The organism is Streptomyces sp. MGP-P1 (genome assembly GCF_057766565.1).
Window position 1 is genome coordinate 1,142,829 of the sequence record NZ_JBYMEM010000005.1, and the last position, 17,284, is coordinate 1,160,112.

Here is a 17,284-nt window from a genome sequence, read left to right on the forward strand (position 1 = left end):
AATAGCAGTGGCGCACAGCGCCCCGGGGAGTGATGCGGGTCGGGCGACAGGCAGGCGTAGGTCCATCAGCTGACCTCTACGATGATGCTACCCGTCAGTAATAAGGCGCAACCCCTCAAGCCGTAGATGTGTCCGATTACTCTTTGCAGCATGTACGGCTACGACCAGAACCCTGGTGCTCAGCAGCAGATGGGTCAGATGGGCCAGATGGGTCAGATGGGCGGCGGCTACGGGGAGCAGCCGCTGTATCCCGAACCGTCGCCGCCCTCCCTGGCCGACGCGGTACGGGCCTTCACCACCGGCTCCCTCTCCGCCGAGGACTTCCAGCAGATCTTCGCCACGTCGAAGGTCTACTGCCCGCGCGGCGACAACCCGGGCTTCCTCGCGCTGCACAACACGCAGCAGCCGGTCATCCCGATGTTCACCACGCTCAAGGAGCTGCGGCTGTACGCGGGCAAGGAGTCCAAGTACTTCGTGATCACCGGGGCCGAGGTGATCGACCTGCTGCCGACGGGGTACGGCTTCGTCCTGGACATGGAGGGTGATCACCGGATGGTCTTCGACGCCAAGGCCGTCGAGCAGATGGTCGACTTCGCGATGCGCCGCATGTACGGGTAGGGGCCTACGCGGCGAGGTGACCTTCGTGGCGGGGTGATCTTCAAGTGGGTCGCTGACCTGCTGTTTCGTTGTTCGGGCGTGGGTCCGTGCCGAAAGTGGCGCGGGCCCTTCTCGCTGTTGGGGGCACGGGCGGTCCCACCGGCGCGGCCGCCCGGGAATGGACCACGCCTTGCGGGATGTTCATCATTCAACTAAATTGATCGCAGAACACTCGCCCGGAGGTGGCTTCCATGCCCGCAGTGACCGTCGACAACCCGCTGACCCTGCCCAAGGTGGCCGCTTCCCGTGACGCCGCGGCCCGTCCCGTGCTCACCGTCACGACCGCGCCGAGCGGCTTCGAGGGCGAGGGCTTCCCGGTCCGCCGCGCGTTCGCGGGGATCAACTACCGGCACCTCGACCCGTTCATCATGATGGACCAGATGGGTGAGGTGGAGTACGCCGCGGGCGAGCCGAAGGGCACCCCCTGGCACCCGCACCGCGGCTTCGAGACGGTCACGTACCTGATCGACGGGACCTTCGTCCACCAGGACTCCAACGGTGGCGGCGGCACCATAGAGAACGGCGACACCCAGTGGATGACCGCCGGATCCGGCCTGCTGCACATCGAGGCCCCGCCGGAGTCGCTCGTCATGTCCGGCGGGCTCTTCCACGGCCTCCAGCTCTGGGTGAACCTGCCCAAGGCCGACAAGATGATGGCCCCGCGCTACCAGGACATCCGCGGCGGCGAGGTCCAGCTCCTCGCCTCCCCCGACGGCGGTGCGCTGCTCCGGGTCATCGCTGGTGAGCTCGACGGCCACGAGGGCCCCGGCATCACCCACACGCCGATCACGATGATCCACGCCACCGTCCGGCCCGGCGCCGAGGTGACCCTGCCGTGGCGCGAGGACTTCAACGGTCTCGCCTACGTCCTGGCCGGGCGCGGCACGGTCGGCGCGGAGCGCCGCCCCGTCGCGATGGGCCAGACCGCGGTGTTCGGCGCCGGCGGCTCGCTGACCGTCCGCGCGGACGAGCGGCAGGACGGCAACACCCCGGACCTGGAGGTCGTCCTCCTCGGCGGCCGTCCGATCCGGGAGCCGATGGCGCACTACGGACCGTTCGTGATGAACAGTCAGGCCGAGCTGAAGCAGGCCTTCGAGGACTTCCAGGCCGGCCGCCTGGGCACGGTCCCCGCGGTCCACGGCATGTGACTCCTCCCGCCGCTTCCGTCAGGTGACTCCCCGTCACCCGTACGGGGGCGGCGGACGGGCCGACCGCCGTGCCCCGTGTTCGGGTGGGAGGGTGCCCGCACCCAAGCCCCTCCTTCCCGAGAGCGCCCGCCGCGCGGCCGCCTGGTGCGGTGTCGTCCTGCTCGTCGTGGGCGTCGCCGCCGTCGCGATCTGGCTGGTCGTCGTCCTCAAGACCGCGGTCACCCCGGTGCTGCTCGCCCTGCTCGGCACCGCGCTGCTCGGCCCCGTCCACCGGTGGCTCATCGCCCGCAGGCTCAACCGGTCGCTGGCCGCGGGGCTGACCTGTGCGGCCCTGATCGCGGTGGTCGGGGGCGCCGGGTACATCGTCGTCACCGCTCTCGTCGACTCCGGCGCCCAGATCGTCGACTCGCTGAAGGACGCCGGCCAGTGGGTCGTGGACCATCTGGACATCGCGGGGGCCACGGACGTCGACGACCTGGCCGACAACGCGAAGAACCTGGTCGAGAAGTTCGGAGCGAGCGCGGCGGGCGGTCTGCTCAGCGGCATCAGCCTGGTCGGTTCGCTGGTGGCGACCAGTGTGCTGGCCCTGCTGCTGACCTTCTTCTTCCTGCGCGATTCGGACCGGGCGGTCGATCTGGCCCACTCGGTGGCCCCGCGCGGCACCGGGGACCTGGTCGAGGCCATGGGGCGCCGGGCGTTCGAGGCCGTCGAGGGCTTCATGCGCGGCACCACGTTCATCGCCCTGATCGACGCCGTGTGCATCACGGTGGGCCTGCTGATCCTGGATGTTCCCGGGGCGGTGGGGCTCGGCGCGCTGGTGTTCGTCGGCGCGTACATCCCGTATCTCGGGGCGTTCCTCTCCGGCGCGGTGGCGGTGCTGGTCGCGTTGGCCGACCGGGGGTTCGTGATCGCCCTGTGGGCCCTGGGGGTGGTCCTCGCGGTCCAGGTGCTGGAGGGCCATGTGCTCCAGCCGATGATCCAGAGCCGTACGGTCCAGATGCACCCCGCCATGATCATGATCGCGCTGACGGCGGGCGCGAGCGTGGCGGGCCTTCTCGGCATGCTGCTGGCCGTGCCGCTGTGCGCGGCGGCCTTCGGCGTCCTGGGGGAGCTGCGCAACGGCTTCGGGCCTTCTTCCGGGCCGCCCGGCGGCGTTCCCGGCGATCCTGACCCCGGCCCGTCCGGCGGTGGTAGCCATCTCGGCCCGCCCGGCGTCTGAGGGCGGAACCGTTACGGAGGTGGGCCCACGCGCTCCGGAGGCCGGGGGCACGGGGGCCGTCCCGATCCGGGGCCGGCGACGGCAGGGCCTACGAGCGCTTGGCGGCGTTCGACCCGCGCATCGACTGGAACAGGCCCAGCACGATGAACACCCCGCCGACGACCATCAGGACGACGCCGACCTTCGTCAGGGTGATGACGGGGGTCTCCACGCCCTCCGTGAACAACCGTAGGGCCAGACCCGCGGCGAAGGTGATGACACCTTCCAGCAGATTCTTCGACGCCTTCGTCATGCGCGGCCACTCTCCTTCGAACGGGCGCCGGGGCGCCGTTGACAGGTCTTGACCAGCGTAGAAACGGAGCGTGCGCCCGTCCTCGCCCCGCAGGACGAAACAGGGGTACACCGTTCGACGGACCGGATTCCCGGGAGGGCAGGCCGAGATGTGCCGCCGGGCTGGGCGGGGCGCCCTAGGCCCTGTCGTCGAACTCCCGTCTGCCCCGCGGCGCCATGCACGCACTCTCGCCGCACCGGGCACACGCCCGAGTACGCCCAGTACGAGGACGTGAGCCCGGCACGCCGAGAGCACGCACCTGACCCCGCAGGGCCGCCCTCCGGGCGACGACGGGAGTTCGACGACAGGGCCTAGGCGTCGGGCCGGAGCGTGTTCTCCGCCGGCGACTCGTACAGCTCGAACCAGATCGACTTCCCCTCCCCGCGCGGATCCACCCCCCACGCGTCCGCCAGCATCTCCATCAGCACCAGCCCCCGCCCGCTGGACGCCATCTCGCCCGGCCGCCTCTTGTGCGGCAGTTCGTCGCTGGCGTCGGCGACCTCGACGCGCAGCCGCCGCTTCCCCTGCTCGCCGGAGATCTCCGCCACCATCAGCGCGTCCCCGTCGGTGTGGACGAGCACGTTGGTGGCCATCTCGGAGACCATCAGGACCGCCGAGTCGACCTGCTCGGGGTCGCGCCAGTCGTGGAGCAGTTCGCGCACGAGCTGCCGGCCGACCGAGACCCGCTCGGGCTCGGCCTGCGCGATGGTCATGACGCTGCGGCGCGGCGGCGTCCGCCGGGCGGAGACGCTCTCGCGCCGCAGCACCAGGACCGCGATGTCGTCCTCCCGCCGGTCCGCGAGCGGCCCCGTCGTGTAGTGCGAGGTCGGCCCGTGCACGGCCTGGACCAGGGCGTCGGCCAGCACTTCCAGGTCCTCGACGGGCTCCTCCAGGACCGGGCGCAGCCGGTCCCAGCCGGTGGCCATGTCGTGCCCGCCGGTCTCGATGAGACCGTCCGTGCAGAGCATGATCGTCTCGCCGGGCTCCAGGACCACCCGGGTGGTGGGGTAGTCGGAGTCCGTCTCGATCCCGAGCGGCAGCCCGCCGGCCGTCTGCCGGATCACCGCGGTCCCGTCGGCGCCGATCACCACCGGGTCGGGGTGGCCCGCGCGGGCGATGTCCAGGGTCCCGGCCTCCGGGTCCACCTCCGCGTACAGGCAGGTCGCGAAGCGGGGCGTCGCGGGCTGCTGGTCGCCCTCGACGCTCTCGTACGCGTCGGTGAGCCCGGACAGGAAGCGCGAGGCCCGGGCGAGCACGGCGTCCGGGCGGTGCCCCTCGGAGGCGTAGGCGCGCAGCGCGATGCGGAGCTGGCCCATCAGCCCAGCGGCCCGCACGTCATGGCCCTGGACGTCGCCGATGACCAGGGCGATGCGGCCGTTGGGCAGCGGGATCATGTCGTACCAGTCGCCCCCCACCTGGAGCCCGCCGCCGGTCGGCACGTACCGCGCGGCCACCGTCATGCCGGGGATCCGCGGGCCCAGGGTCGGCATCATCGAGCGCTGGAGCCCGAGTGACAGCTCGCGTTCCGTCTCGGCCACCCCGGCGCGGGCCAGGGCCTGGGCGAGCATGCGGGCGACCGTCGAGAGCACCGCGCGCTCGTCGGGGGAGAACCCCACCGGGTGCCGGAACCCCGCCATCCAGGCGCCCATCGTGCGGCCGGAGGACACCAGGGGCAGAAAGGCCCAGGACTGCCGTCCGAAGCGCCGGGCGAGCGGCCAGGTGGCCGGGTAGCGGCGGCGGTACTCGTCGGGGGAGGGGAGATAGATCGCCCGGCCCGTGCGGACGACCTCGGCGGCCGGGTAGTCCGTCTCCAGGGGCATGTCGGTGAAGGGCTCCTCGTCCTCCGAGCTGTGCCCGTGGTGCCCGATGATCGTCAGCCGCTCCCCGGCGGAGCCGAAGACCGCGAGGCCGTCCGGGGTGAAGCCGGGCATGGAGAGCGAACCCGCGACCCGCAGCACCTCCGCGGTGGACCGGGCCTCGGCCAGCGCCCGCCCGGCGTCCAGCAGGAACGCCTCCCGGGACCGGCGCCAGTCCCCGGTGATCGGCGTGTGGGCGGCGTCGGTGGAGCCGGGCTGCGCCTCGGCGACCTCCTGGAGCGTGCCGAAGAGGACGTAGCTGTCGGCGCCCCGGTCCGGCGGCACGACCGGTTTGGACCGGCTGCGCACGATACGGAGCACCCGGCCGCGCTCGTCCACGATCCGCAGCCGTGCCTCGGCGAGAGTGCCCTCGGTGACCGCGAGGTTCACCACCGCGTAGATCTCGTTCCAGTCGACCGGGTGGAAGCGGGAGCGCACCGTGGACTCCCGGTAGTCGCCCGGCTCGGCGGGCAGCCCGAGCAGCCGGGCCGCCTCCGCGTCGAGCGTGACCGTGCCGGCTGCGTTGTCCCAGCGCCACAGGCCCGTCGCGATCGCGGCCAGGACTTCCTCGGTGCGCATTGCCCCACTTTAGGAAGATGTGCTCGGCGGACGCCACCGAGGGGCCGCCACCTGCCCCGGGGGCAGGGCGGGTACGGCGACGTAAAGGGAAATGAAGCGGCCCGCCCCCGGGCGGTAGCCTGGGGAAGCTCAATCCACCCCCAACCGCGAAGACTGGATGAACGACGATGCATCGGTACAGGTCCCACACCTGCGGCGAGCTCCGCGCCTCTGACGTCGGCACCGACGTCCGGCTGAGCGGCTGGCTGCACAATCGCCGAGACCTGGGTGGCATCCTCTTCATCGATCTGCGCGACCACTACGGTCTGGTGCAGCTGGTCGCCCGCCCCGGCACCCCCGGCAACGAGGCCCTGGCGAAGCTCACCAAGGAGACCGTCGTCCGGATCGACGGCAAGGTCTCCGCCCGCGGAGCCGACAACGTCAACCCGGAGCTGCCGACCGGCGAGATCGAGATCGAGGTCACCGAGGTCGAGGTGCTCGGCGAGGCCGGCCCGCTGCCCTTCACGATCAACACCGAGGACGGCGTCAACGAGGAGCGGCGCCTGGAGTACCGCTTCCTCGACCTGCGCCGCGAGCGCATGCACCGCAACATCATGCTGCGCTCGGCCGTGATCGCCTCCATCCGCTCCAAGATGGTGGCCCTCGGCTTCAACGAGATGGCGACCCCGATCCTCACCGCGACCTCCCCCGAGGGCGCCCGTGACTTCGTCGTCCCGTCCCGGCTGAACCCCGGCAAGTTCTACGCGCTGCCGCAGGCCCCGCAGCAGTTCAAGCAGCTCCTGATGATCTCGGGCTTCGACCGCTACTTCCAGATCGCGCCCTGCTTCCGCGACGAGGACGCCCGCGCGGACCGCTCCCCGGGCGAGTTCTACCAGCTCGACGTCGAGATGTCCTTCGTCGAGCAGGAGGACGTCTTCCAGCCGATCGAGAGGCTGATGACCGAGCTCTTCACCGAGTTCGGCAACGGCCGCGAGGTCACCTCGCCGTTCCCGCGCATCCCGTTCCGCGAGTCGATGCTGAAGTACGGCAACGACAAGCCGGACCTGCGCGCCAAGCTGGAGCTCGTCGACATCTCGGACGTCTTCGCCGACTCAGGGTTCAAGGCGTTCGCCGGCAAGCACGTCCGCGCGCTGCCGGTCCCGGACACCGCGGGCCAGTCCCGGAAGTTCTTCGACGGCCTCGGCGAGTACGCCGTCGAGCACGGCGCCAAGGGCCTGGCCTGGGTGCGCGTGGGCGAGGACGGCACGCTGGCCGGACCGATCGCCAAGTTCCTCACCGAGACCGACGTCAAGACGCTCACCGAGCGCCTCTCGCTGGTCCCGGGCCACGCGATCTTCTTCGGCGCGGGCGAGTTCGACGAGGTCTCCAAGATCATGTCGGCCGTCCGGGTCGAGGCCGCCAAGCGCGCCGGTCACTTCGAGGAGGGCGTCTTCCGGTTCTGCTGGATCGTCGACTTCCCGATGTACGAGAAGGACGAGGAGACCGGGAAGATCGACTTCTCGCACAACCCCTTCTCGATGCCCCAGGGCGGCCTCGCCGACCTGGAGGAGAAGGACCCGCTCGACATCCTCGCCTGGCAGTACGACATCGTCTGCAACGGCATCGAGCTGTCCTCGGGCGCCATCCGCAACCACGAGCCCGAGCTGATGCTCAAGGCCTTCGAGATCGCCGGTTACGACCGCGAGACCGTCGAGCACGAGTTCGCGGGCATGCTCCGCGCGTTCCGTCTCGGCGCTCCGCCGCACGGTGGCATCGCCCCGGGCGTCGACCGCATCGTGATGCTCCTCGCCGACGAGCCCAACATCCGCGAGACGATCGCCTTCCCGCTCAACGGCAACGCCCAGGACCTGATGATGGGCGCCCCGACCGAGCTGGACGAGACCCGCCTGCGCGAGCTGAACATCCAGTTGCGCAAGCCGGTCGCGGCGAAGGGCGCGGGCGCGTCGGAGAAGCCCGCGGAGAAGTAGCCCGCACGACCCCGCTCCACGGATGTTTCACGTGAAACAGCCCCCGATCACCTGATCGGGGGCTGTTTCGTTGCAAGCGGCGGAGCGCCGGTGACAGCAGGGCTACGCGGTCAGGGCGACGCGGTACAGCCGGATGGCCCCGGTTCGGGTTCGGCGGGGCCGGGCCCGGCAAAGACTGGCACCGAGACACCCCTCTCACACCCCTTGCCGCGTCGCGCCGTCCGCCGCCACCCGAGGAGCCCGCCACCGTGTCCGTCCCACGCCGCCCGCCCGCCCTGCTCGCCGCACCGCTTCTCGTCCTGGCCCTGCTGCTCGCCGGCTGTGCCTCCGGCGCCCCTCCCGCGAAGGCTCCCGTAGGAGCTCCGGGGCAGGGCGCCGCGGGTCCGGAGTCCGGCGCCGCCTCCGTAAGCCGGGCATCGCCCAGCCCGGAGCCCACGCCGAGCCCCGCCGGGATCCCCGGTCTGGGGCCGCGGACCCTGGCCCAGGTCCCCGCCGAGGCACGGCAGGTGTTCGTCGTGACCGGCGAGGAGGCCGACTCCCACCAGGCCGGCGCGGTCCTGTACAGCCGGGAGGGCCCGGCGAAGAGCTGGCAGCCGGTCCTGGGGCCCTGGCCGGCGCACAACGGCATGGAGGGCTGGACGGACCACCATGTGGCGGGCGACCTGAGGTCCCCCACGGGCGTCTACGCCCTCACCGACGCGGGCGGGCGGCTCCCCGACCCGGGAGCGCTGCTGCCGTACGACGAGCACCCCCGGTTCGCGTTGGACGGCGAGGGCTTCCTCGGAGAACCGCTGGAGGGCTCCTTCGACTACGTCGTCGCGATCAACTACAACCGCACGGCGGGCGTCAGCCCCCTGGACCGCACCCGCCCGCTCGGCCTCGAACGCGGCGGCGGCATCTGGATCCACGTCGACCACGGCGGCCCCACCCAGGGCTGTGTCTCCATCCCGGAGGAGCGCATGGAGGAGCTGCTGCGCACGCTGGACCCGGCGATGAACCCGGTGATCGTCATGGGGGACGCGGCGACGCTGGGGCGGTGAGCCACTGATCGGGCGTACGAGCGGGGAGCCTTGGCCATACGCTGAAGACGTTCCCGGTGCAAGTGACCCGGTGGCCCGGTGCAGGAGGAGGTCGTTGTGATCGTGGTCGAGGACCGCGTCCTGACGCAGGACGTCTTCGAAGAGCTGGCCCGTAGCGCCATACGTGCCGAGGAGGCACTGCGGCTGGAGTTCGTGAACGGGAAACTGGGGGTCAAGGCTGCGCCGGACGGGGACCACGGGCGGATCATCGCCTGGCTGACGCAGATCTGCATGCAGTCGGATCCGAGCCGATGGCTCTTCGGCGAACAAGGCCTTCGTGTCGAGTCCTACCGCAAGGGCAACGCCCGTCCCGATGCGAGTCTGGCTCCCATCGACGCCTTCGTCGGCCAGGGCGAGTGGGCCAGCCCCGACGAGGTCCTCATGGTCGTCGAGGTCACCTCGTACGACGAGGACACCGATCGCCGCGACCGTGTCGAGAAGCCGCGTGCGTACGCCGAGACCGGCATCCCCGTCTATCTGCTGATCGACCGGGACAGCTGCGAGGTCAAGGTCCACTCGGGGCCCGACGGCGTGCGTTACGAGCAGGTCGTGACGGTTCCGTACGGCAAGACCGTCACCCTTCCCGACCCGGTCGGGATCGAGCTGGACACCGAGCCGCTCAAGAACTGGACGCGCTGACCCGAAGCCGGAACACGAGGAGCCCGGGACCGTTGTTCACGGTCCCGGGCTCCTCGCGCGTAAGCAAGCGTTACGCCGGCTTCTCCTCCAGGCGCGGGAACAGCACCGCGCCCTTCGTCACCGTCGCGCCTACGGGCAGTACGCCCCAGGCGCCCGCGTCCTGGACCCTCTGGTCGGCCAGCGCGCCCAGGGACTCCTCGGCGCCCAGGGACTCCCAGAGCCTCTGCGAGGTCTCCGGCATCACCGGGTTGAGCAGGACCGCGACCCCGCGCAGGGACTCGGCGGCCGTGTACAGGATGGTCGCCAGGCGGGCCTGGCCCTCAGGGCTGGTGTCCTTGGCCACCTTCCACGGCTCCTGCTCCGTGATGTAGCCGTTGACCTGCTTCACGAAGTCGAAGACCGCCAGGATGCCGGACTGGAAGTCCAGCTCCTCACCGATCTTCCGGTCGGCGGTCGCCACGGCCTTCGCCAGGCCCTCCCGCACGGCCCGCTCGGCGTCACCGGCGGCCGTCGCCTCCGGCAGGGCACCGCCGAAGTACTTGCCGACCATCGCCGCGACCCGCGAGGCGAGGTTGCCGTAGTCGTTGGCCAGCTCGGAGGTGTAACGGGCGGTGAAGTCCTCCCAGGAGAACGACCCGTCGCTGCCGTACGCGATGGCCCGCAGGAAGTACCAGCGGTACGCGTCCACGCCGAAGTGCGAGGTCAGGTCCTGCGGCTTGATGCCGGTCAGGTTGGACTTGGACATCTTCTCGCCGCCGACCATCAGCCAGCCGTTGGCGACGACCTTGCCGGGCAGCGGCAGGCCCTGCGCCATCAGCATCGCGGGCCAGATCACCGAGTGGAAGCGGAGGATGTCCTTGCCGATCAGGTGCACGTCCGCCGGGAACGTACCGTCGAACTTCTCCTGGTTCGCGCCGTAGCCCACGGCCGTCGCGTAGTTGAGCAGCGCGTCGATCCACACGTAGATGACGTGCTTGTCGTCCCACGGAACCGGGACGCCCCAGTCGAACGTCGAGCGCGAGATCGACAGGTCCTGGAGACCCTGCTCGACGAAGTTCACGACCTCGTTGCGCGCCGACTCGGGCTGGATGAAGCCGGGGTTCGCCGCGTAGAACTCCAGCAGCTTCGGGCCGTACTCGCTCAGCTTGAAGAAGTAGTTCTCCTCCTTGAGCAGCTCCACCGGCTTCTTGTGGATCGGGCAGAGCTTCTGCCCGGCGAACTCGCCCTCGCCGTCGATCAGATCGCCGGGGAGCTTGTACTCCTCGCAACCCACGCAGTACGGGCCCTCGTACCCGCCCTTGTAGATCTCGTCCTTGTCGTACAGGTCCTGCACGAACTCCTGCACACGGTCGGTGTGCCGCTTCTCCGTCGTCCGGATGAAGTCGTCGTTGGCGATGTTGAGGTGCTCCCAGAGGGGCTTCCACGCCTCCTCGACGAGCTTGTCGCACCAGGCCTGCGGCGTGACGTCGTTCGCCTCGGCCGTGCGCATGATCTTCTGACCGTGCTCGTCCGTGCCGGTGAGGTACCACACCTTCTCGCCGCGCTGGCGATGCCAGCGCGTGAGCACGTCGCCTGCGACGGTCGTGTAGGCGTGGCCCAGGTGAGGAGCGTCGTTGACGTAGTAGATGGGGGTCGAGACGTAGTACGCCTTCGCCCCCTGCTTCTCGGATCCAGTGGCCGCCATGGTCGAAATCCTAACGGCCAGATCAAGATCCACTCACATCGATAAACGGGGGACCCCGCGCGGGCGGAGCGGCGGCCTCCGTTGGAGGGCCCGGCGCATTCGGTGGAGAGCTTTGCGAAACATCCGTTCCCGTAATGGTTCCCGTAGGAGAGTCGCATCCTGGGAGGGAGCGGACAAGCGTGCACGAGGCAGGGGACATCACCATGCGGGTACTGGTCGCCGAGGACGAGGAGATCCTCGCGGAGCTGGTCGCCACCGGACTGCGCCGCGCCGGCTTCGCGGTCGACACGGTGTACAGCGGGGACGCGGCCCTCGCCTATCTCGGCCTGCACGACTACGACGTCGTCGTGCTCGACCGCGACCTCCCCCGGGTGCACGGCGACGACGTGGCCCGCCGGCTGGTCGCCTCCGGCTCCCGCACCCGGATCCTGATGCTGACCGCCTCCGGCACCATGGAGGACCGGGTCGCCGGGCTCGATCTGGGGGCCGACGACTACGTGGCCAAGCCGTTCGAGTTCCCCGAGCTGGTCTCCCGGGTACGCGCCCTGCGCCGCCGCAGCGCCAGACCCGTACCGCCCCAGCTGGAGCGCCACGGCATCAGCCTCGACACCGTACGGCGCTCCGCGCTCCGCGACGGCCGGGACCTGGACCTCTCACCGAAGGAGTTCACCGTGCTGCAACTGCTCCTGGAGGCAGACGGCGGCACGGTCAGCGCCGAAGAGCTGCTGGAGCGGGCCTGGGACGCCAACGCCGACCCTTCCCCAAGCTCTCAACTGCCGTTCGAGCAGGGGAGGCCCCATACGGGCGCCGTGCGCGTCTGTATGAGCAAGCTCCGCGCCAAGCTCGGCGAGCCCGCGCTGATCCGCACCGTGCAGGGCGTCGGGTACGCCCTGTGAAGCGGCCGTCCCTGCGGCGGCTGGTGGACGCCTCGAAGCTGCCGCACTCGACGATCCGGACCCGGATCGCCCTCGTGTACGGCGGGGTCTTCCTGGTGCTCGGCACCGCGCTGCTGGCCACCGTCAACCTGGCCTCCCGCGCCGGCACGGAGACCGAGGCACGCTCCATCGCCTCGTCCGCCGCCGTCGCCCAGCCCGGCTACGCGGTGAACGGCCCGCTGATCTCCCGTCGGCACCTGGGGCCGCCCACGGTCTACGACCTCACCGACAACGTCAGCAACGCGGCGGGGCAGCAGCTCCTGTACTGGTCGATCGCCGCCCTGCTCGTGATGACGGGCTGCGCGGTCGCGGTGGGCTGGTGGACCGCCGGGCGGGTGCTGCGCCCCGTCCACGACATGACCGAGAAGGCTCGTCGGCTCTCCGCGCACACCCTGCACGAGCGCATGGCGCCCACCGGGCCCGACGACGAGCTCAAGGAGTTGGGCGAGACGCTGGACGCCCTGCTGGCACGGCTGGAGAAGGCGTTCGACAGCCAGCAGAGATTCATCGCGAACGCCTCGCACGAGCTGAGGACCCCGCTGGCCACCCAGCGCGCCGCGATCCAGGTCGGCCTGGACGATCCGTCCCCCGAGGACCTCGTACGCACCCGGCAGACCCTGCTGGACACCAACCGGCGCAGCGAGCGGCTCATCGAAGGGCTGCTCGTGCTGGCCCGCAGCGAACGGGGACTGGCAGCGGACGAGCGCGAGGCGGTCCGTCTCGACCACGTGGTCAAGGAGGAGGCGGCCCGCCGTCCGGCGGTACGGGGCGCGACCGGCGCCCCGGAGTGCGGAGGACCGGAGGGCCCGGGGCCGGGCCGCGGGCCGGCGGTGAACGTCGTGGTGGCCGCCTGTTCCGTACGCGGCAACCGGCTGCTGCTCGCCCAGTTGGTGGCGAATCTGCTCGCCAACGCGGTCACGTACAACGTGCCGGGCGGCTCGGTGGAGGTCTCGCTGACCGGGGAGGGGGCCCTGCTGGTGCGCAATACCGGGCCGGTGGTCTCGGAGGCCGATATCGCGGGGTTCTTCGAGCCGTTCCGACGAGGCGAGGGCCGGGACCGGATGGGCCCGGGGTCGGGCCTCGGTCTTTCGATCGTCCGGTCGATCGCGGTGGCCCACGGCGGTACGGTCACGGCGATACCGGGCCCGGAGGGCGGCGGTCTCGCCGTGACCGTACGGCTGCCGGTCGATCAGGCCTCGGAGCCGCCCGCGCGCCCGGCGGTCCAGGCCGGCAGTCCGGCGAGGATCTCGCGGTAGAGCTCGGCGTCCGCGACCTCGCGGGGCGCGGGGCCCGCGTGGAAGAAGCCGGTGTTCGGGGCGTCGAGCTTCCGCAGGAAGTCGAAGCCCTTCGCGTCCTGCTCGCCGAAGGCGACGAACTGGAAGAACAGCGGCAGCCGCGCCGCCTCCGTGAGGGCCTGCCGGGCGGCCTGCTTGGCGTCCGGGGGGCCGTCCGTCTGGAAGATCACGAGAGCCGGACCGGTGGCCTCCGTCTTCTCGTAGTGCGCGACGATCTCCTCGACCGCACGTTCGTAGTGCGTCCGGCCCAGGCGACCGAGGCCCGCGTGCAGCTCGTCGACGCGGCCCTCGTGGCCGGAGAGTTCGATGGACCCGGTGCCGTCGATGTCCGTCGAGAAGAAGACGACCGGCACGGTGGCGTCCTCGTCCAGGTGCGCGGCGAGCGCGAGTGTCCGGTCGCCCAGGTGCTGGGCGCTGCCGTCCTTGTAGAACGGCCGCATCGAGCCGGAGCGGTCGAGCACCAGATAGACGCGGGCGCGGAGCCCGGTCAGCCCGTGCGCCTTGAGCGCCGTCTGCGCCGCCTTGTACGGGGCGACGAGCTGCGGAGCACGCGACTTGACCCGCGCGAGCGGGGTGGCGGGCTTGCCGGGGGCGGCCTCCGGCGCGGTGGCGGCGACCGGCTCCGGGGTGGCGACGACGGGTTCGGATGCGGTGGCGTCGGGCTCCGGGGTGGCAGGGGCCGCCGGGGCCGCTGCGACGGCCGGCGTCTCTGCGGTCTCCGGGGCCTCGGTGGGTGCCGGAGCCACTGAGGTCTTGGGTGCCTGAGGGGCCTCGGGTGCCTCAGGGGCGGCCTGAGGCGCCTCGGGGGCGGTCTCAGGGGTCTTTGCCTCCGCTGCTTCCGGGGTGGCTTCCGCTTCCGCCTTCGTCTCTGTTTCCGCTTCAGCCTTCGCTTCTGCCTCCGCCTTCGCTGCCGGTTCCGGCTTCGCCTGCGGCTCCGGTGCGGGCACCGGGGTTTCGTCGAGGTCGAAGTCGATCGTGATCGGCTCCGGCGTCGACTCGGGCTCCTCGGCCTTGGCGGGCTCCTCGGCGGCCACCGGGGCCTCGGGCTCGACGGGCTCCTCGGCGGTCACCGGTGCCTCGGGCTTCGCCGCCTTCGGTGCGTCTTCCGGGGCCGACTTCTGCGCGGGGACGGTCGGCGACGGCGCGGCTGCCGCCTTGTCGAAGGCCTCCGCCACCAGGTCGGAGGCCGGCGAGTCGTCACGCTCCGTGGAGTCGGTGGCGCGGGAAGCCGTGGACGCGGTGGACGGCGTCTCCGTGGCGGACGCGGAGGGCGTGGAGGACGAGATGGGGGACGAGGGCGAGGCCGGGGCCGGGATCGACGCCTTCGGCTCCGCCGCGGGTTCGGCCGCCGAAGTGGTCTCCGTCGCCGTCTCCTTGGGCTGAACGCGCTCGGCCTGGGGCGGGACGGTGGCCGTGGTCGGCTCGTCCTGCTCCGTGCGGCCGAACACCTTACGCAGCAAGCTCCGAATGCCCATGGGCGAGGCCTTTCGCATGAGTTGGGTGCGGTGAATGTCCGACCTGGGTGAATTCATCCCTGGCCAGGACGGATACGTAAGGTTAGCGGCCGGATCCGGCCGTTCGCCGGTGCGGCCCACCCCTGCGTCAACCGAGCCGAAACCGTTCCCGGACCGAGTCCACGACGGTGTCCACCACCGGCCCCCCGAGGGAACAGCGGTGGCCCGGACTTCACCCCCCGTTCACCGGGAGTCCCTCGGACCGCGTGGGGGCACACATACCGTCACGCACGACACCAGACGGAGGGAATCCACGTGCGCAACCTGCTGCCGTTCATCAGCTCGCATCCCGGTGGGCGTTCCGCGCTGACCTGCCGCTTCCGCTGTGGGGACGCCTGCTTCAAGGAGACGCCCAACAACAGCGACAACGAGTACGCCGGCGACATCATCGCCGGTGCCGTGTCGCGCCGCTCGATGATGCGCGCCGCCGCCGTGGTCACCGTCGCCACCGCCGCCGGCACCGCGGTCCTGACCGGCCCGAGCGCCCCGCAGGCCGAGGCCGCCGCGCTCGCCGGACACGGGCACAAACCGGGCCACCCCCACAAACCGGCCCCGTCCGGTGCGCGTGGCCTGCGGTTCTCTCCGGTCGCGCCCAACAAGGACGACAAGGTCACCATCCCCGACGGATACGCCCAGAACGTGGTGATCCGCTGGGGCGAGCCGATCCTGCGCGGCGCGCCCGCCTTCAACCCGGACAAGCAGACGGCGAAGGCCCAGGCCGGCCAGTTCGGCTACAACAACGACTTCCTCTCCCTGCTCCCGCTGCGCGGCGAGCGCGGCCGGCAGGTCCTGGTCGCGAACCATGAGTACACGGACGAGATCCTCATGTTCCGCGGCTACGATCCGGCCAACCCGACCCGTGAGCAGGTGGAGATCGCCTGGGCGGCGCACGGACTCTCCGTGGTCGTCGTCCAGGAGGAGCACCGCACCGGCAGGCTGGGTCCGGTCAACCGGCACCCGTTGAACCGCCGTCTGACCGCGACCAGCGAGTTCCGCATGACGGGCCCGGCCGCGGGCAGCACCCTGCTGCGCACCTCGGCGGACCGGTCCGGCCGCAAGGTGCTCGGGACCCTCAACAACTGCGCCGGCGGCACCACTCCGTGGGGCACCACGCTGCACGGCGAGGAGAACTTCAACCAGTACTTCGCCAACGGCACCACCGACATGCACAAGCGGTACGGGATCGGCACGAGCGCCTCCGAGCGCAAGTGGGAGCGGTTCGACCGGCGGTTCGACCTGGCGAAGGAGCCCAACGAGGCCAACCGCTTCGGCTGGGTCGTCGAACTCGACCCGTACGACCCGGACTCCACCCCGCGCAAGCGGACCGCGCTGGGCCGCTTCAAGCACGAGGCGGCACAGCCCCGGCTCACCTCCGACGGCCGTCCGGTCGTCTACATGGGCGACGACGAGAAGTTCGATTACCTCTACAAGTTCGTCTCCAGCAAGCGGATGAAGAAGGGCAACTCGCGGGCAGCCCGCGAGCACAACCTGACGCTGCTGGACGAGGGCACCCTGTACGTCGCCAAGCTGAGCGGCGACTCGCCGGTCACCGAGATCGACGGCACCGGAAAGCTGCCGGGCGACGGGGAGTTCGACGGCAGCGGTGTCTGGATCCCGTTGGCCACCGGCACCACGTCGCATGTGCCCGGCATGACCGCCGACGAGGTGTACGTCTACACGCGCCTCGCCGGTGACAAGGTCGGCGCGACCAAGATGGACCGCCCCGAGGACGTCGAGCCCTCGCCGCGCACCGGCCGGGTGTACGTGGCGCTCACCAACAACACGGACCGTGGCAAGGCGGGCAAGGCCGCTGCGGACGAGGCGAACCCGCGCAACGACAACAAGCACGGGCAGATCCTGGAGCTCGCGGAGAACTGGGACGACCCGGCGAGTGACGGATTCGCCTGGCGGCTGTTCCTCGTGGCGGGCGACCCGGACGACCCGTCGACGTACTTCGCCGGCTTCCCCAAGGAGAACGTCAGCCCCATCTCCTGCCCGGACAACGTGGCGTTCGACGACCACGGCAACCTGTGGATCTCCACGGACGGCAACAAGCTCGACTCGCACGACGGCCTGTTCGGCGTGGCGACCCAGGGTGACCGGCGTGGCGAGCTGAAGCAGTTCCTGACCGTCCCGGCCGGGGCCGAGACCTGCGGTCCGGTCATCCAGGACCGCCGGGTCCTGGTCGCGGTCCAGCACCCGGGCGAGATCGACGGGGCTTCCGTCGAGAAGCCGGCGAGCGTCTGGCCCGACGGCCCGGGCAAGATCGTCCGGCCCTCGGTCGTCGCCGTCTGGCGCAGGGACGGGCGCGACATCGGCGTGTGAGGCCCGCTGGGCGGGCGGCTATATTGCCGCCCGCCCACCACCGCTCCGCACTACAG

13 protein-coding genes are annotated in these 17,284 nt (G+C 71.0%); 9 read left to right on the forward strand and 4 right to left on the reverse strand.

What is annotated here, in order from left to right:
* The first annotated feature begins 150 nt into the window (after nucleotides 1-150).
* The 3 genes from AC3CH1_RS14645 (at nucleotide 151) to AC3CH1_RS14655 (ending at nucleotide 3,024) form a co-directional block, all read left to right on the forward strand.
* Entirely contained in the window at nucleotides 151-618 is a 468-nt protein-coding gene (locus AC3CH1_RS14645; RefSeq protein ID WP_007447855.1) for an SseB family protein, read from the forward strand.
* Nucleotides 619-848: 230 nt separating this feature from the next.
* Nucleotides 849-1,805 (forward strand): pirin family protein, encoded by a 957-nt coding sequence (locus AC3CH1_RS14650; protein WP_488463289.1) that lies wholly within the window; start codon nucleotides 849-851, stop codon nucleotides 1,803-1,805.
* Between the two features lie 91 nt (nucleotides 1,806-1,896).
* Complete coding sequence (locus AC3CH1_RS14655) at nucleotides 1,897-3,024, forward strand: AI-2E family transporter (RefSeq protein WP_488463290.1); 1,128 nt, start codon at nucleotides 1,897-1,899, stop codon at nucleotides 3,022-3,024.
* Between the two features lie 88 nt (nucleotides 3,025-3,112).
* Here AC3CH1_RS14655 and AC3CH1_RS14660 read toward each other — a convergent pair whose 3' ends face one another.
* Together AC3CH1_RS14660 and AC3CH1_RS14665 are read right to left on the reverse strand one after the other, a co-directional pair.
* Entirely contained in the window at nucleotides 3,113-3,316 is a 204-nt protein-coding gene (locus tag AC3CH1_RS14660; RefSeq protein ID WP_488463291.1) for a DUF5708 family protein, read from the reverse strand.
* Nucleotides 3,317-3,666: 350 nt separating this feature from the next.
* Nucleotides 3,667-5,790 carry an ATP-binding SpoIIE family protein phosphatase gene (locus AC3CH1_RS14665; protein ID WP_488463292.1) on the reverse strand — a complete coding sequence of 708 codons (2,124 nt, stop codon included), beginning with the start codon at nucleotides 5,788-5,790 and terminating at the stop codon, nucleotides 3,667-3,669.
* 167 nt (nucleotides 5,791-5,957) lie between these two features.
* On the opposite strand from AC3CH1_RS14665, the gene aspS reads away from it, so the two are divergent.
* From aspS to AC3CH1_RS14680, 3 genes are all read left to right on the forward strand, one after another.
* A complete protein-coding gene (gene aspS, locus AC3CH1_RS14670; protein ID WP_488463293.1) occupies nucleotides 5,958-7,757 on the forward strand; it encodes an aspartate--tRNA ligase in 1,800 nt (599 codons plus the stop codon).
* A 248-nt stretch (nucleotides 7,758-8,005) separates the two neighbouring features.
* Nucleotides 8,006-8,797, forward strand: a complete 792-nt coding sequence (locus AC3CH1_RS14675; RefSeq protein WP_488463294.1) for a L,D-transpeptidase family protein — start codon at nucleotides 8,006-8,008, stop codon at nucleotides 8,795-8,797.
* A gap of 96 nt (nucleotides 8,798-8,893) precedes the next feature.
* Nucleotides 8,894-9,475, forward strand: coding sequence for a Uma2 family endonuclease (locus tag AC3CH1_RS14680; protein ID WP_488463295.1), 582 nt, complete (start codon nucleotides 8,894-8,896; stop codon nucleotides 9,473-9,475).
* A gap of 70 nt (nucleotides 9,476-9,545) precedes the next feature.
* On the opposite strand, the gene metG is transcribed toward AC3CH1_RS14680, so the two are convergent.
* Nucleotides 9,546-11,159 carry a methionine--tRNA ligase gene (gene metG, locus AC3CH1_RS14685; RefSeq protein WP_488463296.1) on the reverse strand — a complete coding sequence of 538 codons (1,614 nt, stop codon included), beginning with the start codon at nucleotides 11,157-11,159 and terminating at the stop codon, nucleotides 9,546-9,548.
* 203 nt (nucleotides 11,160-11,362) lie between these two features.
* On the opposite strand from metG, the gene AC3CH1_RS14690 reads away from it, so the two are divergent.
* Both AC3CH1_RS14690 and AC3CH1_RS14695 read left to right on the forward strand, forming a co-directional pair.
* The gene (locus tag AC3CH1_RS14690; RefSeq protein ID WP_488463509.1) at nucleotides 11,363-12,055 is read left to right on the forward strand and encodes a response regulator transcription factor; all 693 of its coding nucleotides are present in this window, start codon (nucleotides 11,363-11,365) and stop codon (nucleotides 12,053-12,055) included.
* Nucleotides 12,052-13,350, forward strand: coding sequence for a sensor histidine kinase (locus AC3CH1_RS14695; protein ID WP_488463297.1), 1,299 nt, complete (start codon nucleotides 12,052-12,054; stop codon nucleotides 13,348-13,350). Before AC3CH1_RS14690 ends, AC3CH1_RS14695 begins: the two co-directional genes overlap by 4 nt.
* Here AC3CH1_RS14695 and AC3CH1_RS14700 read toward each other — a convergent pair.
* On the reverse strand, nucleotides 13,284-14,864 hold the full coding sequence (locus AC3CH1_RS14700) for a VWA domain-containing protein (RefSeq protein WP_488463298.1): 1,581 nt from the start codon (nucleotides 14,862-14,864) through the stop codon (nucleotides 13,284-13,286). The genes AC3CH1_RS14695 and AC3CH1_RS14700 overlap by 67 nt on opposite strands.
* A gap of 294 nt (nucleotides 14,865-15,158) precedes the next feature.
* Here AC3CH1_RS14700 and AC3CH1_RS14705 point away from each other — a divergent pair, with 294 nt between their 5' ends.
* Entirely contained in the window at nucleotides 15,159-17,228 is a 2,070-nt protein-coding gene (locus AC3CH1_RS14705; RefSeq protein WP_488463299.1) for a PhoX family protein, read from the forward strand.
* The last annotated feature ends 56 nt before the right edge of the window (nucleotides 17,229-17,284 follow it).